Genomic DNA, 448 nt, shown 5'->3' with positions numbered 1-448 from the left:
TGCAGGCGGCGGCGAAAGTCGCCTATGAGGACCGTAGCGAGACCTGCGATGGCCGCGACGGCGCGCAAAATGCAGATCGAGGCCAAGCTGGCCGCCTGTCTGCTCGCCAGGCAGGCGACGAAGCCATCGAAGCCGAGGATGTTCAGCAGCCGGCTGAAGTTGTAGCAGAGGACCATCAGGCTCCATTCGCCGCGGACCTTGTCGAGGCCGCGCACCAGGAAGTGGCGATAGCCGGCGCGGCATTTGAGCGTGCCGAAGGGGTGTTCGACCAGGCTGCCGCGTCGGCGCATCGGGCTATCGGCGTTGCGCATCCGCGCCTGGTGACGTTCGATGACGTCTTCATGCACCCAGCGATAGATCGTGCGCGTTTGCGAGCCCTTCTCGACGCAGCGGCCGCGCAACGAGCAGCCATCGCAGACCGCCTTGCGGCTGACATAGCGGCTCTCGA

General features: G+C 65.8%; 1 protein-coding gene. It reads right to left on the bottom strand.

Annotated features, from left to right (window positions below):
• The coding region (locus OZ411_RS43100) for a transposase (protein WP_282532827.1) at positions 1-448 on the bottom strand (448 nt) is incomplete at both ends.

This window comes from Bradyrhizobium sp. Arg237L (genome assembly GCF_029990105.1).
Classification (GTDB): domain Bacteria; phylum Pseudomonadota; class Alphaproteobacteria; order Rhizobiales; family Xanthobacteraceae; genus Bradyrhizobium.
This window is presented reverse-complemented; position numbering and strand designations above follow the sequence as displayed.